The following is a 14,583-nucleotide window of genomic DNA, read 5'->3' on the forward strand; positions in this document are numbered from 1 at the left end:
GCGCGCGAACGGCGCCCGGGTCGGCGCCCGGTTTCCGGCGCGGGCGGGACGGTGCCCGGCACACGGACGCCGCCGGCACCGGGTGGCGGTGACGGCGGCGTCCGCGGGGGGCGTGCCTCAGTTCCTGAGGCTGGCGAAGGCGACGATATTCGCGTCATAGCCCTCCTCCTCGCTCCAGTCCCCCCCGCAGGTGATCAGCCGGAGCTGGGCGGTCCTGGTGGGACCGTAGACCCGCTCGTTGGGGAAGTCGTCCTTCGCGTACTGCTCGACGGAGTCGACGGTGAACAGGGCCGTGGAGCCGTCCGCCCGGTCGACGCGGACCTCGGCGCCCGGTTCGAGCGCGCCGAGCCCGGCGAAGGCGGCGGGCCCGTCGTCGGTGTCCAGGTGCCCGATGACCAGCGCGGGCCCCTGTTCCCCGGGAGACGGGCCGCCCTGGTACCAGACGGCCCGCTCCGCGTCGTCCTCGTCCGGCACCGGCGGGGTGCCGTCGTCCTCGGCGTCGTCGGCGTAGACGGCGACGTCCGTGCCGAGCTGCGGGATGCGCAGCCGCTCCGGCTCCGCGCGGGGCAGGAACCCCGCTTCCGGCAGCGGCGGCCGGGTGTCGACGGCCTCGGGCCGCGAGACGCCGTCGGCGACCATGGTGAGTCCGGCCGTGCGCCGCTCCCTGGCGGTGTCCTCGGCGGGCACGGCCGCGCACAGCGCCCCGGCCACGACCACGGTCACGGCCGCGGCCGCCGTCTCCAGACGTCGGCCGCGCGCCGCGATCCGCTGCTGACGAGTCGTCATGGATATCCGGGGGCGCTTCACGCCTGGTCCCCGGCGGCCCGGCGGCGCCAGACCAGGAGGTACCCGGCCGCGCCGGCGGCGGCCAGTCCGCCGGCGAGGGCGGCGGCGGTGGCCGTCGCCGGGGTGCCGTTCCCCGTGCCCGAGGCCAGGCCGCCGAGCCCGGCGCGCGCACCGCCGGAGACGCCGGTGTAGGTGAACGTGCCCGTGAGCGGCTGGTGGTTCCGGCAGTACCCGGTGACCTGGTACTTCTTGCCCGGCGTCAGGCCCTCGTGCATGACCTTGGCGGTGGCGAAGGAGCGGTGGCGTGCCCGGGCGGCGTCCGCCCGGTCGTCGCCGTAGCGGTCGGTGTGCGCCTGGCTGGACTCGAAGGCGTCCGAGGCGACGGTGCCGTGCCCGCCGTCCCGGCACAGGGCCTTCACCTCGACGTGGGTGCCCGGACCGCCGGACGCCGGGGAGATCTGCAGGCCGCCGGTGCCCGTGTCGCCGCCCGCGAAGGCCGGGCCGGCCATCGAGACGACGAGCGCGGCGCTGGCCGCTGCGGTGGCGTAAAGACGCGTCTTGCGCATGAGGAGCGTGACCTCCGGTCATGTGGCGCGCGTGCGGGGGCCGTTCCCCAGCGTGTCCGCGCGCCGTCGCCTTCATGCGACCAGCGACCCGGGCGCGCCGCACCCGGGGTACCGCCCGCCGGGTGGCCCGTTGGCCCGACCGAGGGCGGGTCGTGGCCGCGCGTGTGGCGCCGCGTCAGCTCCGCGCGGTACGGCCGGGACGGCCCACCGGCGCGCCCGTCACCTCCGGCGCGCCGGGCACGTCCGTCAGGCCATCACCACGTCGCGGCGCCGGAAGCCCGCCAGTCCGGAGGCGATCAGGGCCGCGGCGAGCAGCGTGAGCACCACCAGCGGCGTCCAGTCGACCGGTTCGGCGGGCAGCCGCGGCACGTGCCCGAAGGGCGACAGCCGGGACAGCCACTGCGGGAGCTGGAGCAGCGGCCCGAGGTAGCCGACGACGAAGGCCAGCACCGGCATCACCCAGGCCAGCGCCGTCGCCTGGGGCAGCCAGCCGTACAGCGCGGCGGCGACCCCGGCGGTGACCCACAGCGCGGGCGCGTAGGCCAGGGCCGCGCCCGTCAGCGCGGGCACCAGGGAGCCGTCCCCGGTGGCCGCCGCACCGGCCGCGCCGAACCCCAGCCCGGCCAGCAGCAGCAGGAGCGTGCCCCCGGCGAGCGCGACCGCCAGGTGGCTGCCCGCCCAGCGGGTGCGGGACAGCGCGGTGGCCAGCAGCGGTTCGGCGCGCCGCCCGCTCTCCTCGGCGCGCGGGCGCAGGGCGGCCAGCACCACGTAGACGGCGGCGACGACGGCGAGCACGATCATGACCATCGCGGCGAACGACTCGGCGAGGTCCGCGCCGCCCAGTTCCGCGAGGGCGTCCTCCAGGGCGGCGACGTCCGCGAGCATCTCCTCGGCGTCGCCCAGCACCGCGCCGTAGGCGGCGCCCATCGCGGCGAGTCCGACGGCGAACCCGGTGAGCAGGCCGCGGTGCAGGCGCAGCGCGAAGCCGAGCGGATGGGTGAGGGCTGCGGTGGCGTGCGGGCGCCCGGAGCGGGCCGGACGCAGTCCCGCGCCCAGGTCCCGCCGGGTGCTGAGCCGGACGGCGAGCGTCGTGCCCGCCGCCGCCGCGCCGAGCGCGAGGAGCAGCGGCCACCAGCGGTCGTCCACGTAGACGTAGGTGCGCTGGGCCCAGCCGACGGGGGAGAGCCAGGACAGCGCGCCGCCGCCCACGTCCCCGGCCGCCCGCAGCACGTAGGCCAGGCCCAGTACGGCCAGGGCCGCCCCGGAGGCGCCGCGCGCGTGGGCGGTGAGCTGGACGGTCACCGCGGCGACGGCGGTGAAGACGAGGCCGACGGCGGCGTGGGCGGCGCCGTAGAGCAGCGAGCCGCCCCAGCCGGCGCCCGGCAGGCCGAGCCCGCCGAGGCCGAGCGCCATCACGCAGGCGAGCACCGCGTTGGTGAGGACGGCCAGGGCCAGGGCTGCCGCGAGCGGCGCGTGCCGTCCGACGGCGGCCGAGCGCACCAGCTCGGCACGTCCGCTCTCCTCCTCGGCGCGGGTGTGCCGGGTCACGGTCAGCACCGACATCAGCGCGACGAGCACGGCCGTGAAGCCGAGCATCTGGTGGCCGAGCATCGCGCCGTAGCCGTAGTCGGCGAGGAAGCGTTCGGGCCCCGACATGGCCAGCGCGGCGGGGCTGCTCATCGTCTCGGCGGTGGAGCGTCGCGCCTCGGCGGTCGGGTACAGGTCGCGGTAGCTGCCGGCGGTGGTGACGGTGCCCAGGACGAGCGCGGCGGTCCACACGGGGAGCCGCACCCGGTCGCGGCGGGCGGCGAAGCGCAGGAGCGTCCCGGCCCCGGCCAGCGGGGCGGTGCCGCGGGCGGGGCTGCCTGCGGGCGCCGGGGGCGCGGTCGCGGCGGTCACCGCCCGGCCTCCGTTCCCGCGTCGGCGGCACGGGCCCGCCCGTCACCGGCAGGCCCGGCGAGCGTGTCACCGTAGTGGCGCAGCATCAGCTCCTCCAGCGTCGGCGGGTGGCTGGTGAGGGCGCGCAGTCCGGCGTCGCCGAGCCGCCGGACGGCGGCGTCCAGGTGGGCGCCGTCCACGGCGAACCGGACGCGGCCGTCCCCGGTGCGCAGGTCGTGCACGCCGGGCAGCCCGTCGAGGCCGGTGACGGGGCGCTCGGTCTCGGCCTCGACGGTGGTGCGGGTGAGGTGGCGCAGTTCGCCGAGCGTCCCGGCCTGCACGGTGCGTCCCAGCCGCACGATGCTGACCCGGTCGCACAGCTTCTCGACCTGGGCCAGGATGTGGCTGGAGAGCAGCACGGTGCGGCCCGCGGCCTTGGCCTGCCCGATCACGTCCTGGAAGACGGCCTCCATGAGCGGGTCGAGTCCGGCGGTGGGCTCGTCCAGGAGCAGCAGTTCGGCGTCGGAGGCGAGGGCGGCGACGATGGCCACCTTCTGCCGGTTGCCCTTGGAGTAGCTGCGGCCCTTCTTGCCGGGGTCGAGGTCGAAGCGCTCGACCAGTTCGTCGCGGCGCCGGGCGTCGATGCCGCCGCGCAGCCGCGCGAGGAGGTCGATGGCCTCGCCGCCGGTGAGGTTCGGCCACAGTTCGACGTCGCCGGGCACGTAGGCCAGCCGCCGGTGGAGCGCGACGGCGTCGTGCCAGGGATCGCGGCCCAGCAGCCGTGCGGTGCCCAAGTCGGCGCGCAGCAGCCCGAGCAGGACGCGGATGGTGGTGGACTTCCCGGCGCCGTTCGGGCCGAGGAAGCCGTGGACCTCGCCCTGGCCGACGCTCAGGTCGAGCCCGTCCAGGGCCCGGGTGCGGCCGAAGGTCTTCACCAGGCCGGACACCTCGATGGCGGGGGATGGCGTTGTCATGGTTTCGAAATTACTCTTCGTTCAGAAAATTGTGAAGTTAAGAGAGCGACAAAACCCCCGGAGTGCGCGGTCCCCGCCCCGGCTGGAAGGATGACCACCGTGCAGAACGCCGACTACCCACCACAGGTGGCCGACTTCGTGGAACGGTTCGCCGCCGACCTCACCGAGGCCGGGATGCAGCGCATGGCCTCCCGGGTCTTCGCCTGCCTGCTCGCCTCCGAACGCGGTGCGCTCGGCTCCGGCGAGCTGAGCGAGCGCCTGCGCATCAGCCCGGCCGCCGTCTCCGGCGCCGTCCGCTACCTGGCCCAGCTCCACCTCGTCACCCGCGAGCGGCTGCCGGGCTCACGCCGCGAGCAGTACCGGGTGCACGCCGACGTCTGGCACGACACCATGGCCAGCCGCGACGCCCTCCTCGGCCGCTGGCTGACCACCTTCACCGACGGCGTCGCCGCGCTCGGCGCCGACACCCCCGCCGGGCGGCGGGTGGCCGAGAGCGCCGCCTTCCTGGCCTTCCTGCGCGAGGAACTGCACGGGATCGTCACCCGCTGGCAGCGGCTGCGCGAGGAACTGCGGTCAGCCGGCGGGGACGGTGAGGCGCAGGGCTGACGGGTGCACCGTCCACGTCCGGGCCCGGAACTCCGGACCGGAGACGGTGACCGCGCGGGCCGTCACCCGCACCAGCGACGCCGTCGCGGCCGAGCCGTCACCACCGGCCGGACCACGCCGCACCACCACCTCCGCGAGGCCCCCGCCCGCACCGCCCGGCCCCGTGGACACCGACACCTCGGCGACCGGACGCGCGGGCTCCGCCAGGACGACGCCGTCAGCCTCCACCCGCAGCCGGGGCAGCGGCGCCTCCTCCGGCCTGCGGCACTGCCACACCCGTGAGGCGCGCCGTCCCAGCGAGCCGAGCACCCCGGACGGGGCCGCGCCCGTGGCGCGGGCGGCCCCGGAGCCGTCCCGGCCGCCGTTGCGGCTGTCTCCCCGGGCGTCGTCCAGACCTCCGTCCCGGGCACCGGCGTACCGGCCGTCCCAGGACCGGTCGTCGCGCGGTCCGTCGTACCAGCCGTCGTACCAGCCGTCGTGCGGCTCGTCCCGGAACCGGGCGACGGCGGCCGGCGCCGCCCGCCCCGCCGGGATGCGCAGCCCGCCCAGCACCACGCCGCCCGCGTCGTCCACCAGCAGGTCCAGCGGGCGTTCGGTACCGGCCAGCACCGCGCGGGCGGCCGTGACGACGTCCAGCGGCAGCCCCAGCTCCCAGGCCAGCGCCACCGACCAGCCGGGGCCCACCGGCACCATGCCCAGCGCCACCGCCGACGGCACCGGCGCGCCGCCCGCCCCGCGCCGCCCCGCACCCCGCGCCCCCGGGCCGTCCGGCCGGGCGCCGTCCGCGGCGGTCCTCTCGCGGTGGAGCTGCTCCACCGCGCACAGCAGCGCCCGGTCGTCCCCCACCACCACCGGGCGGCGGCGGCCCCGCCGGGCCACCGCCCTCGCCACGCCCTCGCGGTTCTGCGGCAGGCACACCTTCACGCCCGGGGCCCCCGCGCCGAGGACGTCCCGCGCGATGCGCACGGACTCTCCGTCGAGGTGCCGGGCAGCGGGATCGACGACCACGAGCAGATCTGGGGCCGACACGTTCGTCCTTCCTCAGGTAATCTCTCGGTGCAAGAGCCCCTGCCGCTGTTGCGCCAGGGGCTTCGACTATCCGGGGCACCGGTTCACGGCTCTCGTGGTGGCACATGCGCTGCACGCCGCGTTGTGCGCTTGGTGGCGCACAGCGTCATGCGCGGCGTCACACATGGTTCGTCCGCCACTTCGCACGTTGGACATGCCCCGCCCGGAAGGGGTGTACGCCTGTGCCCGCGCTCGTGCTGCTCGGTGCTCAGTGGGGTGATGAGGGGAAGGGGAAGGCCACCGACCTGCTCGGCGGCTCCGTCGACTACGTCGTCCGCTTCCAGGGCGGCAACAACGCCGGCCACACGGTCGTCGTCGGCGACCAGAAATACGCCCTCCACCTGCTGCCCTCCGGCATCCTCTCACCGGGTTGCACCCCGGTCATCGGCAACGGCGTCGTCGTGGACCCGGCCGTGCTCCTCAGCGAGCTGCGCGGCCTGGAGGAGCGCGGCGTCGACACCTCGAAGCTGCTGCTCAGCGGCAACGCCCACCTGATCACGCCGTACCACACCGAGATCGACAAGGTGACGGAACGGTTCCTCGGCAAACGGAAGATCGGCACCACCGGGCGCGGCATCGGCCCGACCTACGCCGACAAGATCAACCGCGTGGGCATCCGCGTCCAGGACCTGTTCGACGAGTCGATCCTGCGGCAGAAGGTGGACGCCGCGCTGGACTTCAAGAACCAGGTCCTCGCCAAGCTCTACAACCGCCGCTCGGTCAAGCCGGAGCAGGTGGTCGAGGAGCTGCTGTCCTACGCCGACCAGCTCTCCGGCTACGTCTGCGACACGACCCTGGTGCTGAACAACGCCATCGACGAGGGCAAGGTCGTCCTCTTCGAGGGCGGCCAGGGCACGCTGCTCGACGTGGACCACGGCACGTACCCCTTCGTCACCTCCTCCAACCCGACGGCGGGCGGCGCCTGCACGGGCGCGGGGGTCGGCCCGACGCGCATCAGCCGCGTCATCGGCATCCTCAAGGCGTACACGACCCGCGTCGGCGCCGGTCCCTTCCCGACCGAACTGCTGGACGACGACGGCGAGAAGCTGCGCACCATCGGCGGTGAGAAGGGCGTCACCACCGGTCGCGACCGCCGCTGCGGCTGGTTCGACGCGGTGATCGCCCGCTACGCCACCCGGGTGAACGGCCTCACCGACTTCTTCCTCACCAAGCTCGACGTGCTCACCGGCTGGGAGCAGATCCCGGTGTGCGTGGCGTACGAGGTGGACGGCCGGCGGGTCACCGAGCTGCCCTACAGCCAGTCCGACTTCCACCACGCGAAGCCGGTCTACGAGTACCTGCCGGGCTGGTCGGAGGACATCACCCAGGCGAAGACCTTCGCCGACCTGCCGAAGAACGCGCAGGGCTACGTGCGGGCGCTGGAGGAGATGTCGGGCGCGCCGGTCTCGGCGATCGGGGTGGGCCCGGGCCGCGACGAGACGATCCAGGTCCGCTCGTTCCTCGACTGACGACCGGCCGCCGCCGGACGGGCCCGGTCCCGCCGCACGCGCGGACCGGCCCGTCACGCGGGGCGAGGCGCCGCCGCGGCGCCGTACACCGTACGCCGTGACGGGGGCTCAGACGCGGCGGATCATGTCCAGCAGGACGCCGAACGGCGGCCGGTGCGGGTGGAACGGCGCGAAGTGCCCGGCTCCGGGCAGCAGGTGCAGCCGGGCGCCCCAGTCGGAGGCGTACCGGCGCGACAGTTCCACGGGCACGTCCAGATCCGCCGTGCCGTGCACCAGCTCCACCGGCACCCGGGGCAGCAGCCGCATGGGGTCGGCCTCGGGCAGCCGGGCCGCCACCTCGGCGTGGCCGCCCAGGAAGGCGGCCACGGCGTCGTCACCGAGCCGCAGGTCGTGCGCGCGGGCCAGGTCGGCCACCGCGCCGACCCCGATCACCCGGTCCGCCGCCCGCTCCCGCCGGGCTGCGGCCCACAGGGCGAGCTGGCCGCCCGCGGAGTGGCCCAGCAGGACGTGCGGCGGGCCGCCGAGGTGGGTGAGGGCCGCGTCCACGTCCTCGGCGGTGGCGGGCCATCCGCCGCCCCCGCCGACCCGGCGGTACTCGACCAGCTCCACCGCGAAGCCGTGCCCGGCCAGCGCGGCGGCGAACGGCGTCAGGTGGCCGCGGTCGTACCGCTCCCGCCAGTAGCCGCCGTGGAGGACGGTGACCCGGGGTCCGCTGCCGTCCCCGAAGTGGTCGACGACCTGGGAGGGGTGGTCCCCGTAGCGTCCGGTGCGGTCGGGGACGGCGGGGGCGAGCCCCATGAGGTCCCGCTGCTCGGCGTCGGACATGTGGCGGCCTCCTGGAGGACCTCGGCGAGCACCCGCGCGGCCAGCTCGGTGTCCGCGAACGACGTGTAGAGCGGTGTGAAGCCGAAGCGGAGCACGCCGGGACGGCGGAAGTCGCCGACGACACCGCGCGCGATCAGCCCCGCCATGACGCGCTCGGCGTCCGCGCACTCCAGGGATATCTGGCTGCCCCGCCGCTCGTGGGCGCGCGGTGTGCGGAGGGTGAGGCGGTCGCGGGGCACGTAGGCGTCCACGCAGCGCAGGAAGAAGTCCGTCAGGGCCAGGGACTTGGCGCGCACGGCGGTCACCTCGACGCCGTCCCACACGCCGAGCGCGGCTTCCAGGGCGAGCATGGACAGCACGTCGGGCGTGCCGACGCGCCCCCGGGCGGCGCCCTCGGCGGGTGCGTACCCGGCGGCCATGCCGAACGGGTCCCGGTGGGAGTTCCAGCCGGGCAGCGGCGAGTCGAACCGGGGCTGGTGCTCGCGCCGCAGGTACAGGTAGGCGGGGGCGCCGGGCCCGCCGTTGAGGTACTTGTACGTGCAGCCCACGGCGAAGTCCACGCCGTGCTCGTCCAGTCCGACGGGCAGGGCGCCCGCGCTGTGGCACAGGTCCGCGACGACGAGGGCGCCCGCGGCGTGCGCGGCGGCGGTGAGGCCCGGCAGGTCGTGCAGCTCGCCGGTGCGGTAGTCCACGTGGTTGACCAGCACCGCGGCCGTCCGTCCGGAGAGCGCGCCGGGCAGCTCGCCCGGTGGCACCGGCCGCAGCGTGCGGCCGGTGATCCGCGCGGCGGACTCGGCGATGTAGCCGTCGGTGGGGAAGGTCGTCGCGTCCACCAGGATCTCGTCCCGCCCGGCTCCGGCCATGCGGACGGCGCCGACGAGGGCCTTGAGGACGTTGACGGACGTGGAGTCGCCCACGACGATCTGGCCCGGAGCCGCACCGACGAGCGGGGCGATCCGGTCGCCGATCCGCTCCGGCGCCGTCCACCAGCCCGACTCCGTCCAGGACCGGATGCGCAGCTCGCCCCACTCTCGGGCGACGACGTCCGCCAGGCGGTCCGGTACGGCACGGGGCAGGGCTCCGAGGGAGTTGCCGTCGAGGTAGACGCCGCCGTCCGGGTGACCGGGCGCGTCCAGGACGAACAGCTTCCGCAGCCCGGCCAGCGCGTCGGCCGCGTCCAGGCGGGCGGCCTCCCGCCGCAGCGTGCCGCGCCCGGCGCCGGAGGCCGGGGCGGCACCGGAGGCCGGGGCGGCGGCGGGAGCGGCGGCGTCGTCGGGCGCGGCGGCGGGAGCGGAGACGGAGGCGGAGGCGGGGGCGGTGACGCGCTCAGACATGGCTGCGGGCCGTCCACAGCTCGGGGAAGACGATCTTGGCGGCCCGCTTCTCCAGCCAGGCCACACCGGCCGAACCACCCGTGCCGGTCTTGGCGCCCATCGCCCGGCGGGTGGCGATCAGGTGGTCGTTGCGCCAGCGCCACACCAGCTCCGCGACCTCGGTCAGCGCCTCGCCGAGCCGGGCGGCGGGCGCCTCCGGGTCCCCGGAGTAGATCCGCTCCCAGGCCGCCTCCACCTCGGGAGCCGGTTCGTAGCGCCGGGCGACGTCCCGGTCCAGCACCTCGCGCGGGATGTCCGCGCCCTGCCGCGCCAGGTAACGCAGCACCTCGTCGTAGAGGCTCGGCTCGTGCAGGGCCTTCTCCAGCTCGTCGTGGACGCGCGGCGCGCCCCGGTGCGGGACGAGCATGGACGCGGACTTGTCGCCCAGCAGGAACTCCAGGCGGCGGTACATCGCGGACTGGAAGCCCGAGCCCTCGCCGAGCGAGGCACGGTAGGAGTTGAACTGTGCGGGGGTGAGGTGCGCCAGCGGCTCCCACGAGGCGTTCAGAGACCGCAACTCGTAGGTGGAGCGCTTCAGCGCGTCCAGCGCCGTCCGCAGGTCGTCCTCGCGCAGCGCCTGGGCGGCGGTCTGCCATTCGTGGACGAGCAGGGTGAACCACAGCTCCATGACCTGGGTCGTCACCAGGAAGGCCAGCTCACCGGGGTCGTCCGTGAGCGGGTGCTGGAGGTGGGTCAGGACGTCGGCCTGCACGTAGTCCTCGTACGGCGTCGTTCCCGCGAAGTCCAGGTGGGGCGTCTCAGGGGTGTCCGGCATCCATGTCTCCTTGCGCACGCGCCCGGGGTCACCGGGCCTGCCGCGATCATCTCCGGCGGGCCCGGCGACGGCAAGAGCCAGTCTTCTCAGGAGAGCGTGGCGGCTGCGGTGGGCGAGCTGTCCTTGAGGAACGTGGCGCAGCGCTCGTGCTCCTCCTCCTCACCGATGGCCTTCGCGGCGCGGGCGAGGGCGTGCAGGGCGCGCAGGAACCCGCGGTTGGGCTCGTGCTCGAACGGCACCGGGCCGTGGCCCTTCCAGCCGTTGCGCCGCAAGGCGTCCAGGCCCCGGTGGTACCCGGTCCGCGCGTACGCGTAGGACTCGACGACCCGGCCTCCCTCGAACGCCTCGTCGGCGAGCTGGGCCCAGGCCAGGGAGGACGCGGGGAACCGCGCGGCGACGTCGGACGGTGCCGTGCCGGAGGCCAGCGCCTCGCGCGGCCCGGGGTCGTCGGGCAGGTGGGTCGGGGGCGGGCCCCCGAGCAGGTTCTCGTGAATGGACATGCGCCCAGTGTGCCTTGCCCGCGTCCGCCCGCGCCGCGCGCCCGAGCCCCCGGGCACGGCACGGGGTGCGGGACACGGCACGGGGCACGGCGCGGGACGCGGAGGGGCGGGCGGCCGGCCCCTCCGCGCGGTGCGGACCCGCCGCGTTACTTCAGCTTCGTACCGGTGGAGCGCAGGTGCCCGCAGGCGAGCCGCACGCGCTCGGCCATGGACTTCTCCGCGAGCTTGCCCCAGCTCCGCGGGTCGTAGGTCTTCTTGTCGCCGACCTCGCCGTCCACCTTCAGCACGCCGTTGTAGTTGCGGAGCATGTGGTCCGCGATCGGCCGCGTGAACGCGTACTGCGTGTCCGTGTCGAGGTTCATCTTCACCACGCCGTTCTCCAGCGCGGTGGCGATCTCCTGCTCGGTGGAACCGGAGCCGCCGTGGAAGACGAAGTCGAACGGGCTCTGCTTGCCGTACGTGGCCGCGACGCCCTCCTGGAGGTCCTTCAGCAGCTCCGGGCGCAGGACGACGTTGCCCGGCTTGTACACGCCGTGCACGTTGCCGAAGGAGGCGGCGAGCAGGTAGCGGCCCTTCTCGCCCAGGCCCAGCGCCTCGGCGGTGCGCAGCGCGTCGTCCACCGTGGTGTACAGCTCGTCGTTGATCTCGTGGGTGACGCCGTCCTCCTCGCCGCCGGTCGGGGTGATCTCGACCTCAAGGATGATCTTCGCGGCGGCGGCCACGGCCAGCAGCTCCTGGCCGATCTGGAGGTTGTCGGCCAGCGTCTCGGCGGAGCCGTCCCACATGTGCGACTGGAACAGCGGGTTCCGGCCGGCCGCCACCCGCTCGCGGGAGACCTCCAGCAGGGGGCGGACGTAGCCGTCGAGCTTGTCCTTCGGGCAGTGGTCGGTGTGCAGGGCGATGTTCACGGGGTACTTCTCGGCGACGATGTGCGCGAACTCGGCCAGGGCGACCGCGCCCGAGACCATGTCCTTGCTGTACTGGCCGCCCAGGAACTCCGCACCGCCGGTGGAGATCTGCACGATGCCGTCGCTCTCGGCCTCGGCGAACCCGCGCAGCGCTGCGTGCAGGGTCTGCGTCGAGGTGACGTTGATGGCCGGGTAGGCGAACTTGCCTGCCTTCGCCCGGTCGAGCATCTCGTTATAGACCTCGGGGGTTGCGATGGGCATCTGTCCGCTCCTTGGAAGATGTGCGGGTGTGTGCGTGGGCCCTGACCTTGGGCGACGTCATCGTCGGACCCATCTTCCCAGACGGGCCCGGATGCTCCAGAGGGGCCGTCCGTACGGGGGTGCGCCGAGGGGCGGGCTGTTTCACGTGAAACAGCCCGCCCCTCGGCGCGGTGGCGCTCAGCTGACGCCCAAGTCCTTCTGGTCGTACGCCTGGTAGTAGGGCAGCCCGGCCTCCTCGACGGCCGGGGCGGCACCGCGCTCGACGATCACCGCCACGCCGACCACCTCGGCGCCCGCCTCACGCAGCGCCTCGACGGCGGTGAGGACGGAGCCGCCGGTCGTGGAGGTGTCCTCCACCGCGAGCACCCGCCGCCCGGCGACGTCCGGGCCCTCCACACGGCGCTGCAAGCCGTGGGCCTTGCCGGTCTTGCGCACGACGAACGCGTCCAGCCGACGGCCGCGGGCGGCGGCGGCGTGCAGCATCGCGGTGGCCACCGGGTCGGCCCCGAGGGTCAGACCGCCGACGGCGTCGTACTCCAGGCCGTCGGTCAGGTCCAGCATCACCTGGCCGACCAGCGGCGCCGTCTCGCCGTCCAGGGTGATCCGGCGCAGATCGACGTAGTAGTCCGCCTCCTTGCCGGAGGAGAGGATCACCTTGCCGTGCACCACGGCCTTGTCCTTGATCTGCTGGAGCAGGTCGGCTCGTACGTCGCTCATGGACCCGAGCTTATCGATCCTGCGGCCGCCGCCAGGCCCAGGTCGTCGTGGTCTCCACCGGGGAGATCGGCGTGACGAGGGCGGGGTGCGTGTTGAGGCCGTTGGGCGGGCCGGTCTGCGGCTCGACGCAGACGGCCGCCTCCTGCTCGTCGTACACCACCACCCACTCGGCCCGGCTGGTGACCCGCAGCTCCAGCTCCTGCGGCCAGGTCAGCGTGACGTCCACGCCGTCGGGCATGCCGAAGCAGTCGTCCCAGGGGCCGGGCCGGGGCTCGATACGGCGCCCGGTGGGCAGGTGGTCGTCGCCCCGCTCCTCCTGCCACTGCGGGGTGAAGCCGATGCGCACGTCCTCGCCGGTGCCCAGGTTGCGCCGGAACCAGGGGTGCCAGCCGACCTGCGCGGGGAACGAGTCGGCCGCCGTCTCCACGCCGAGGGTCAGGGTGAGCGCGCTGCCGTCCTCGGCCAGTTCCACGAGCTGCGTCACCGTGCCGGACCAGGGCCAGGGGTCGCCCAGTTCCCAGGTGAACGCGGCCGAGCGCTCATCCGCCCGGACGGTGCGCCAGCGGCCCTCGCGGGCCAGGCCGTGCATGGCGTGCGGCGCGGCGTCGATGGGGAGCTGATAGGTGTCGGCGCCGTGCCGGAACCGCCCCCGGTCGGTGCGGCCGCACCAGGGCACCATCACGAACGAGCCGTACTCCTCGCCCTGGCGGAGCAGTTCGGTGCCGCCGACGCTCAGGGAGGCGATACGGCAGCCGTGGTGGGGTTCGACGGTCACGTGGGCGTCACCGGCCGCGAGCCGGACGTCGGTTGTCTGCGTGGTCACCCCCCGAGCCTAGGCCGTACCGGGCCCGGGGGCCCACGAATCGGCGGGCGCGGCGGGCTGACCCGCCCTCAGCTCCGGCGGCGGCGCAGGACGCGGCCGACGAGGACGGCGGAGGCCACCGCCAGCGCGGCGGCGGGTGCGGCCCAGCGCAGGGCGGCGGTCGTGGACACCGTCTCCGGGGCCGGCACCGGGGCGTACCGGCCGCGCGGCGGCGCGTGGTCCACCTCCTCGGCGCTGCGTCCGATCATCGTCCGGCGGGCGTGGGCGGCCTCGGCGGGCACCGGCTCGTCGGAGTCGTAGGCGTCCTCGTCGAGCGGTCCCGGGGACGGCGACGGCACCTCGGCGCCGAAGCCGGAGCCGTCCCGCCCGGCGGGGGACTCCTCGGGGGCGGGACGCTCCTCGGAAGCGGGCTTCTCGGAAACGGGTGCCTCGGACACCGCCGCCTCGGAGGCGGGCTCCGGGGAGGCCGTCGTCTCCGCCGCGGGCTCCTCGGGGGCGGGGATGCCCGGGATGGCGCGCTCGTTGTCGTCGGCCGGGGGCTCCGCGGCCAGGCTCTCCGCCAGGGCCTCGCCGAACCGTTCCAGCAGGCGGCGGGCGGCGGCGGTGCGGTGCCGGGCCTCCGTCTCGGCGAGCCGGCCCTCCCCGCGCACCGATCCGGCGCAGGCGAGCACCGTGCCGCCCCCGTCCCCGGCCTCCCCGGAGCCGTCGGCCGGGCGCGGCACCACGGTGAGCGTGAGCCGTGCGGAGCCGCTGCCCCGCGCCTCGTCGCCCGTCCCGGTGACGCGGAAGCCGTCGTCGCGCGCGGCCAGGGTCAGCGTGCCCCGGTAGGTGATCGTGGACCCGCCGATGCGCAGCCGCAGCCGGCCGGCCACCGTGCCCCCGGCGCCGGACTCCCCGCCGGCCGCCTCCCCCGAACCCTCCGGGGCGTCGAGCTGAAGCCCGGGGACGCAGCGTGCGACGCGTGCGGCCTCGGCGAGCGCGGCCCGCACCGGGCCGACCGGGAACGGAACGTACACCTCATGCTCCATGGGGCGGAGCCTACCCGCGTCGGCCC

At 75.3% G+C, this 14,583-nt stretch carries 15 protein-coding genes; 2 read left to right on the forward strand and 13 right to left on the reverse strand.

Going from position 1 to position 14,583, the window contains the following annotated elements; all coding sequences use genetic code 11:
* Positions 1 to 117: 117 nt before the first annotated feature.
* The 4 genes from V1J52_RS17085 to V1J52_RS17100 all read right to left on the reverse strand — a co-directional run bounded on the left by V1J52_RS17085 (position 118) and on the right by V1J52_RS17100 (position 4,204).
* Positions 118 to 786, reverse strand: coding sequence for a class F sortase (locus V1J52_RS17085; protein ID WP_330140703.1), 669 nt, complete (start codon positions 784 to 786; stop codon positions 118 to 120).
* Positions 787 to 803: 17 nt separating this feature from the next.
* Positions 804 to 1,352: a hypothetical protein gene (locus V1J52_RS17090; protein WP_330140704.1), complete on the reverse strand. Its 549-nt coding sequence runs from the start codon at positions 1,350 to 1,352 to the stop codon at positions 804 to 806.
* Between the two features lie 246 nt (positions 1,353 to 1,598).
* Positions 1,599 to 3,251, reverse strand: coding sequence for an ABC transporter permease (locus V1J52_RS17095; RefSeq protein ID WP_330140705.1), 1,653 nt, complete (start codon positions 3,249 to 3,251; stop codon positions 1,599 to 1,601).
* Positions 3,248 to 4,204 carry an ABC transporter ATP-binding protein gene (locus V1J52_RS17100; RefSeq protein ID WP_330140706.1) on the reverse strand — a complete coding sequence of 319 codons (957 nt, stop codon included), beginning with the start codon at positions 4,202 to 4,204 and terminating at the stop codon, positions 3,248 to 3,250. Before V1J52_RS17100 ends, V1J52_RS17095 begins: the two co-directional genes overlap by 4 nt.
* A 90-nt stretch (positions 4,205 to 4,294) precedes the next feature.
* Between V1J52_RS17100 and V1J52_RS17105 the strand changes: the two genes are divergently transcribed.
* The gene (locus V1J52_RS17105) at positions 4,295 to 4,810 is read left to right on the forward strand and encodes a GbsR/MarR family transcriptional regulator (protein ID WP_330140707.1); all 516 of its coding nucleotides are present in this window, start codon (positions 4,295 to 4,297) and stop codon (positions 4,808 to 4,810) included.
* Here the strand turns inward: V1J52_RS17105 and V1J52_RS17110 are convergent.
* On the reverse strand, positions 4,778 to 5,839 hold the full coding sequence (locus tag V1J52_RS17110; RefSeq protein ID WP_330140708.1) for a hypothetical protein: 1,062 nt from the start codon (positions 5,837 to 5,839) through the stop codon (positions 4,778 to 4,780). The genes V1J52_RS17105 and V1J52_RS17110 overlap by 33 nt on opposite strands.
* A gap of 221 nt (positions 5,840 to 6,060) precedes the next feature.
* Here V1J52_RS17110 and V1J52_RS17115 point away from each other — a divergent pair, with 221 nt between their 5' ends.
* Complete coding sequence (locus tag V1J52_RS17115) at positions 6,061 to 7,347, forward strand: adenylosuccinate synthase (RefSeq protein ID WP_330140709.1); 1,287 nt, start codon at positions 6,061 to 6,063, stop codon at positions 7,345 to 7,347.
* 108 nt (positions 7,348 to 7,455) lie between these two features.
* Here the strand turns inward: V1J52_RS17115 and V1J52_RS17120 are convergent, their stop codons facing one another.
* The 8 genes from V1J52_RS17120 to V1J52_RS17155 all read right to left on the reverse strand — a co-directional run bounded on the left by V1J52_RS17120 (position 7,456) and on the right by V1J52_RS17155 (position 14,557).
* Positions 7,456 to 7,998, reverse strand: coding sequence for an alpha/beta hydrolase family protein (locus tag V1J52_RS17120; RefSeq protein ID WP_330140995.1), 543 nt, complete (start codon positions 7,996 to 7,998; stop codon positions 7,456 to 7,458).
* Positions 7,995 to 9,506, reverse strand: a complete 1,512-nt coding sequence (kynU, locus tag V1J52_RS17125; protein ID WP_330140710.1) for a kynureninase — start codon at positions 9,504 to 9,506, stop codon at positions 7,995 to 7,997. The genes V1J52_RS17120 and kynU overlap by 4 nt, the downstream gene beginning before the upstream one ends.
* Complete coding sequence (locus V1J52_RS17130; protein ID WP_330140711.1) at positions 9,499 to 10,320, reverse strand: tryptophan 2,3-dioxygenase family protein; 822 nt, start codon at positions 10,318 to 10,320, stop codon at positions 9,499 to 9,501. The genes kynU and V1J52_RS17130 overlap by 8 nt, the downstream gene beginning before the upstream one ends.
* 86 nt (positions 10,321 to 10,406) lie before the next feature.
* Positions 10,407 to 10,820, reverse strand: coding sequence for a DUF3151 domain-containing protein (locus tag V1J52_RS17135; protein WP_330140712.1), 414 nt, complete (start codon positions 10,818 to 10,820; stop codon positions 10,407 to 10,409).
* A gap of 146 nt (positions 10,821 to 10,966) precedes the next feature.
* Positions 10,967 to 11,989: a class II fructose-bisphosphate aldolase gene (gene fbaA, locus V1J52_RS17140; protein ID WP_330140713.1), complete on the reverse strand. Its 1,023-nt coding sequence runs from the start codon at positions 11,987 to 11,989 to the stop codon at positions 10,967 to 10,969.
* A 177-nt stretch (positions 11,990 to 12,166) separates the two neighbouring features.
* Positions 12,167 to 12,706 carry an orotate phosphoribosyltransferase gene (pyrE, locus tag V1J52_RS17145; protein ID WP_330140714.1) on the reverse strand — a complete coding sequence of 180 codons (540 nt, stop codon included), beginning with the start codon at positions 12,704 to 12,706 and terminating at the stop codon, positions 12,167 to 12,169.
* Between the two features lie 10 nt (positions 12,707 to 12,716).
* Entirely contained in the window at positions 12,717 to 13,529 is an 813-nt protein-coding gene (locus V1J52_RS17150) for an aldose epimerase family protein (RefSeq protein WP_330140715.1), read from the reverse strand.
* Between the two features lie 68 nt (positions 13,530 to 13,597).
* Complete coding sequence (locus tag V1J52_RS17155) at positions 13,598 to 14,557, reverse strand: SRPBCC family protein (RefSeq protein WP_330140716.1); 960 nt, start codon at positions 14,555 to 14,557, stop codon at positions 13,598 to 13,600.
* Positions 14,558 to 14,583: the final 26 nt, after the last annotated feature.

It is taken from the genome of Streptomyces solitudinis, from assembly GCF_036323765.1.
Taxonomy (GTDB): domain Bacteria; phylum Actinomycetota; class Actinomycetes; order Streptomycetales; family Streptomycetaceae; genus Streptomyces.

What these genes read in the sequence shown, in the direction of transcription:
- V1J52_RS17085 (WP_330140703.1), bottom strand. Translation starts at nt 786, where the DNA reads ATGACGACTCGTCAGCAGCGGATCGCGGCGCGCGGCCGACGTCTGGAG.
- V1J52_RS17090 (WP_330140704.1), bottom strand. Translation starts at nt 1,352, where the DNA reads ATGCGCAAGACGCGTCTTTACGCCACCGCAGCGGCCAGCGCCGCGCTC.
- V1J52_RS17100 (WP_330140706.1), bottom strand. Translation starts at nt 4,204, where the DNA reads ATGACAACGCCATCCCCCGCCATCGAGGTGTCCGGCCTGGTGAAGACC.
- V1J52_RS17105 (WP_330140707.1), top strand. Translation starts at nt 4,295, where the DNA reads ATGACCACCGTGCAGAACGCCGACTACCCACCACAGGTGGCCGACTTC.
- kynU (WP_330140710.1), bottom strand. Translation starts at nt 9,506, where the DNA reads ATGTCTGAGCGCGTCACCGCCCCCGCCTCCGCCTCCGTCTCCGCTCCC.
- V1J52_RS17130 (WP_330140711.1), bottom strand. Translation starts at nt 10,320, where the DNA reads ATGCCGGACACCCCTGAGACGCCCCACCTGGACTTCGCGGGAACGACG.
- V1J52_RS17135 (WP_330140712.1), bottom strand. Translation starts at nt 10,820, where the DNA reads ATGTCCATTCACGAGAACCTGCTCGGGGGCCCGCCCCCGACCCACCTG.
- fbaA (WP_330140713.1), bottom strand. Translation starts at nt 11,989, where the DNA reads ATGCCCATCGCAACCCCCGAGGTCTATAACGAGATGCTCGACCGGGCG.
- pyrE (WP_330140714.1), bottom strand. Translation starts at nt 12,706, where the DNA reads ATGAGCGACGTACGAGCCGACCTGCTCCAGCAGATCAAGGACAAGGCC.
- V1J52_RS17155 (WP_330140716.1), bottom strand. Translation starts at nt 14,557, where the DNA reads ATGGAGCATGAGGTGTACGTTCCGTTCCCGGTCGGCCCGGTGCGGGCC.